Genomic DNA, 4620 nt, shown 5'->3' with positions numbered 1-4620 from the left:
CCGGTGTCCAGGCCGGGGTCCGCTCTTCCCTCATCCCTCCACTCACCGGACAGCCTGGAATTCCAGGTCCAGGTGTCCGCCGAGGCTCATCCGGTCGCGGTCCAGGTCCAGGAGCCCGAGAAGCTGAAGGTCACGGAGCCCGAGGCCGCCCAGGAGTCGGAACCGGAGTTCCAGTCGGGATCGCTCCAGTCGGCGTTGTTCCAGGTGTCGTTCTTCCACTGCGGACAGGGGTCCGCACAGGTCGGCACGGACCGTCCGGCGGTGTCGACGAACGCGGCGCTGACCCAGCCCTCGGCACCGGTGAACCAGTACCAGTACGGGTTGCCGTTGACGCTCTGTCCGCGGACCATGCACTCGATGCGGTCCTGACTGCCCGGTGCGAGCCGGTCGACGACCGCGGAGTGGGTGGTGGGCGCGTCCCGCACGTTGAGCGCGGTGCGGGAGACGATGGTGCCCCAGATCGGACCGCCGCCGTGGTGGCCTTCGGCGTGGGTGGGCGGGGCTGCCGCCGCGAACGTGCCCGCGGCCGGGACGGCGAGCGTTCCGCCGGTGAGCAGCGCCACGGCCAGGGTCCGCAGGGCCGTAGTGGTGCGCATGGGTCGGCCTCCTTCTCCCCGGTTTCCCCCGGTACCCCCTTGATCCATGAGACACCCGTTCGGGTGAACCCTCCACCGGAAGGCCTAATCCCCAGCTCCACGGCTCGCGCGGGCGCCTTCGGCGGTCTTGCCTGAAGGGGTGACCTCCCGTGTCCGTGGCGCCCTGTCGGCCGCCCTGATCGCCGTGGCCTGTCTCCTGGTGCCCTTCGGCGCACTGGCGGCCTGGGCGGCGTACGGCCTCGCCGATCCGGGCCGGTACGTCACCGCGATGGCACCGCTCGCCGCCGACCCCGCCGTACGGGACGCGGTGGCGGACGAGGTCGACGCACCGCTGCGGCCCCTCGTGCACGACTTCGCCCGCACCCCGGCCTTCCCCGCCGTCTGGGACGCCGGCAACCGGGCCGTCCACGACGCCGTGTGGAGCGCGCTGCACGACGACAGCCGTCGCGAGGTGAGTGTCGACCTGGCCGAGGTGGAGCGCCGACTGGCCCTCGCGCACGTGCCGTTGGACCTTCCCCGCACCCGGGTCGCCGTGCTCCCGGCCACCGAACTCGACCGCCTGAGGAAGGGCTACGACGTGCTCGAAGTCGCCGGTTTCTGGCTGCCCGTCACGGCCGCCGTGCTCGCCGTCGCCGGGATCGCGGTCGCGGCCTGCCGCCGCCGCGCCCTCACCGCGACCGCCCTCGGCACCGCGCTCGGCGGCGCGCTCCTCGGCCTCGCCGTCGCCGTGGGCCGCCACTTCACCCTCACCGACCTGCCCGACCCGGTCCGCCGCCCGGCCGTGGGCGCCGTCTACGACGCGCTGACCTCCACCTTGCGCACGGTGTCCTGGCTGCTGGTGGCCGTCGGTCTCGCGGTGGCCCTGACCTGCCGGCTCACCGCTCGCTACGGCTCGCCGCGAGCCCGGCGAGGGTCCGCAGTGCCCGTTGCAGATCCGGCACAGGAGCCGACGCGAGCCCGAGCCTGACCGCGTCCGGGGTGCGGTGCGGGCCGACGGCGAAGGACGGTCCGGGCGTCAGAGCGATGCCGAGTGCCGCGGCGGCGGCCGTGAAGGTCTCCGCCCGCCAGGGGGCGGGGAGTTGCCACCAGGCGTAGTAGGCGCGCGGATCGGACCGTACGGCGAACCCGTCCAGGCAGTCGGCCAGCAGCCGCTGCCGGTGCGCCGCGTCGGCCCGCTTCGCCGCGACCAGCCGCGCCACGGTCCCGCCCGCGATCCACCCCGTCCCCGCCTCCAGCGCGAACCGGCCCGCGCTCCAGCCGCCGGAACGGACGGCGTCGGCCACGGCCTCCGCGCGCTGCGGGGGTACGACGAGGAAGCCGACGGTGAGGCCGGGCGCGACCCGCTTGGAGAGGCCGTCGACGACAAGGGTGAGCGCGGGGACGAGGGCCGCGAGCGGGTCGTCGGCCTCCGCGAGGAACGACCAGATGCGGTCCTCGACGACGGGGAGGTCCAAGTCGGTGACCGCGCGGGCGAGTTGGCGCCTGCGCTCGGCGCTCATGGTCACGGAGGTCGGATTGTGCAGGGTCGGCTGGACGTAGAGAGCCGACAGGGGAGCCGCGCGGTGGGCGGCGGCGATCGCGTCCGGGAGGAGGCCGTCCTCGTCGCCGGCGAGCGGGACCAGGGTGATGCCGAGACGGGCCGCGATGTCCTTGACCACCGGGTAGGTCAGCTCCTCCACCCCGACCCGGCCGCCCGGCCGCACCAGCGAGGCGAGGGCGGCGGCGACGGCCTGGCGGGCGTTGCCGGTGAAGAGGATCTGGTCCGGTGCGGGGCGCCAGCCCGGGGTGGCGAGCAGGGCGGCCGTGGCCTCGCGGGCGGCCGGGGTGCCGCCGGCGGCGGCCGGGCGCAGTGCCTCGGTCAGCAGGTCGGGGCGCAGCAGGGGCACGAGCGTGCCGGCGAGCAGCTCGGACTGGCCTGGTGCGGAAGGGTAGTTGAGCTCCAGGTTGACCGGCGCCCCCGCGTCCTCGATCAGCCCCTTGCCGGGCCGCACCGGCACTCCGGCGCGCACGAAGGTGCCGCGTCCCACCTCCCCGACCACCAGGCCCCGCCGGACGAGTTCGCCGTAGGCCCGCTCCGCCGTCGACGCGGCGATCCCGTGCCGGCGGGCGAACTTCCTTTGCGGGGGCAGCCGTTCGCCGGGGCGGAGCCGTCCAGCCGCGATGTCGGCGGCTATGCGGTCGGCGATACGCCGGTAGTCGTGCACCCGAACCCCCCGTGATTGCACCGAAGGCAAAGATCTTATTGCACCGAGGAAAGGGCGCTGCCTAGGGTCGGCGGCATGACGGCGATCCCCCTGGTCCTGGTGCACGGCCACCCCTTCGACCACACGATGTGGCGCCCGCAGATCGAGGCCTTCTCCGCCTCCCGCCGGGTCCTGGCCCCGGACCTGCGCGGCTACGGCACCGCAGCCGACGAGCCCCCCGTGAAGCTCTTCGAGGACTTCGCGCGGGACATCGAGGCCCTGCTGGACGAACAGGACGTGCCGGCCTGTGTGCTGGCGGGCCTGTCGATGGGCGGCCAGATCGTCATGGACTGCCGGCGGCTCTTCCCCGAACGGATCCGGGGCCTGGTCCTCGCCGACACCTTCCCGGCGGGGGAGACGCCCGAGGGCGTACGGGCCCGGCACGCCATGGCGGACCGGCTGCTGCGCGAGGGGATGCGCGGTTACGCCGACGAGGTGCTGGAGAAGATGGTCGCGCCCTACGCCGGTGCGGAAGTGAAGGCGCACGTCCACGGCATGATGACGGCCACCCGTCCCGAGTCCGCCGCGGCGGCCCTGCGCGCCCGCGCCGCCCGCACCGACCACCGCGCCCTGCTGCCCCGCGTCACGGTCCCGGCGCTGGTGGTCGTGGGCGCCGACGACACCTACACCCCGGTCGCCGACGCGGAGGCGATGCACGCGGCGCTCCCGGATTCCCGGCTGTGCGTGATCGAGGGCGCCGCGCATCTGCCGAACCTGGAGCGGCCCGCCGCGTTCAACGCCGCGCTCGGGGAGTTCCTGGCGAAGGTCGACGCCCGCTCGTAGGCTCGGCACGGTGACCCACCGGCGACCCGCCCTCTGGACCGCGGCCCTGCTCCTCGCCGTCGTGAGCGCGGTCGTCGGCTGCCGCCTCGCCGACACCGACGGCATCACCCCCGTCCCCCAGCTCCTCGCCTTCCTGCCCTGGCTGCTGGCGCCCACCGCCCTCGGGGTGGCCCTCGCCCTGCTCGCCCGGTGGTGGCCGGGGGCGCTGTGGGCGGCCGTGGTCCTGGGCCTGCTGGCCTGGTTCATCGCCCCGTACGGCAAGGGCGGCGAACCGGACGGGCGGGTGCTCGCCTCGCTGGAGGTCCTCACCTCCAACGTCGAGTTCGGACACGCCACCGACGCCCTCGTCGCCGCCGTACGCCGGGAGGAACCGGACGTGGTGTTCGTGGTGGAGTGCGAGTACGGCTGCTCGGCGACCCTGCGGGGGACCCTCGCCGGGGAGTATCCCTACCGGCGGTCCGTGGAGGGCCCCGGCTCCGCCGGGTCCGTCATCCTCAGCCGCTTCCCGCTGAGGGCGGCGCCCGCGATCCAGGCCACGATGGGCATGCCGGGGGCCGTCGCCGACGTGCGCGGTCATGCCGTACGGCTGCAACTGGCGCACCCGATGCCACCCCTGCCGGGGCAACTGGACGTGTGGCGGGAGGAGTTGGGGAGACTGCGGGACTTCGGAGCCGCCGCGGGCTCGGAACCCACCGTCCTGGCCGGCGACTTCAACGCCTCCCAGGACCACGCGGCCTTCCGCGCGATCCTCGACACCGGACTGCGCGACGCGGCCCGCCTCGCCGGCTCCGACCGCACCCCCACCTGGCCCGCCCGCACCGCGCCCGCGATCGGCACGCAGATCGACCACGTCCTGGTGTCCGCCGCCTTCTCGGCGAGCGACGCCCGCTTCCTGGACCTGACCGACACCGACCACCGGGCCCTGCTCGTCGACATCACGCTGCACGGGCCCGGGTGAGCGGTGCCGGCGTGCCGGTGCGGGCCGCCCTCTCGTGGTG

5 protein-coding genes are annotated in these 4620 nt (G+C 74.7%); 3 read left to right on the top strand and 2 right to left on the bottom strand.

Translation table 11 applies throughout. The features are described 5' to 3' along the window. Positions 1 to 86 precede the first annotated feature (86 nt). Positions 87 to 596: an SH3 domain-containing protein gene (locus ACFULQ_RS48620; RefSeq protein WP_383558141.1), complete on the bottom strand. Its 510-nt coding sequence runs from the start codon at positions 594 to 596 to the stop codon at positions 87 to 89. Positions 597 to 735: 139 nt separating this feature from the next. Between ACFULQ_RS48620 and ACFULQ_RS48615 the strand changes: the two genes are divergently transcribed. After that, on the top strand, positions 736 to 1563 hold the full coding sequence (locus ACFULQ_RS48615; RefSeq protein ID WP_383558139.1) for a hypothetical protein: 828 nt from the start codon (positions 736 to 738) through the stop codon (positions 1561 to 1563). Here ACFULQ_RS48615 and ACFULQ_RS48610 read toward each other — a convergent pair. Next, positions 1472 to 2800 (bottom strand): PLP-dependent aminotransferase family protein, encoded by a 1329-nt coding sequence (locus ACFULQ_RS48610; RefSeq protein ID WP_383558137.1) that lies wholly within the window; start codon positions 2798 to 2800, stop codon positions 1472 to 1474. The genes ACFULQ_RS48615 and ACFULQ_RS48610 overlap by 92 nt on opposite strands. Before the next feature lie 75 nt (positions 2801 to 2875). Between ACFULQ_RS48610 and ACFULQ_RS48605 the strand changes: the two genes are divergently transcribed. Continuing rightward, complete coding sequence (locus ACFULQ_RS48605) at positions 2876 to 3622, top strand: alpha/beta fold hydrolase (protein WP_383558135.1); 747 nt, start codon at positions 2876 to 2878, stop codon at positions 3620 to 3622. Positions 3623 to 3632: 10 nt separating this feature from the next. After that, entirely contained in the window at positions 3633 to 4580 is a 948-nt protein-coding gene (locus tag ACFULQ_RS48600) for an endonuclease/exonuclease/phosphatase family protein (protein ID WP_383558132.1), read from the top strand. The last annotated feature ends 40 nt before the right edge of the window (positions 4581 to 4620 follow it).

It is taken from the genome of Streptomyces sp. NPDC057253 (genome assembly GCF_042669125.1).
In the GTDB taxonomy this organism is placed as follows: Bacteria; Actinomycetota; Actinomycetes; order Streptomycetales; family Streptomycetaceae; genus Streptomyces.
The sequence above is the reverse complement of the archived record's forward strand: the minus strand, read 5'-3'. Positions and strand labels throughout refer to the sequence as shown.

Excerpts from the sequence above, each read along its gene's own strand:
- ACFULQ_RS48620 (WP_383558141.1), bottom strand. The coding sequence starts at position 596 with ATGCGCACCACTACGGCCCTGCGGACCCTGGCCGTGGCGCTGCTCACC.
- ACFULQ_RS48605 (WP_383558135.1), top strand. The coding sequence starts at position 2,876 with ATGACGGCGATCCCCCTGGTCCTGGTGCACGGCCACCCCTTCGACCAC.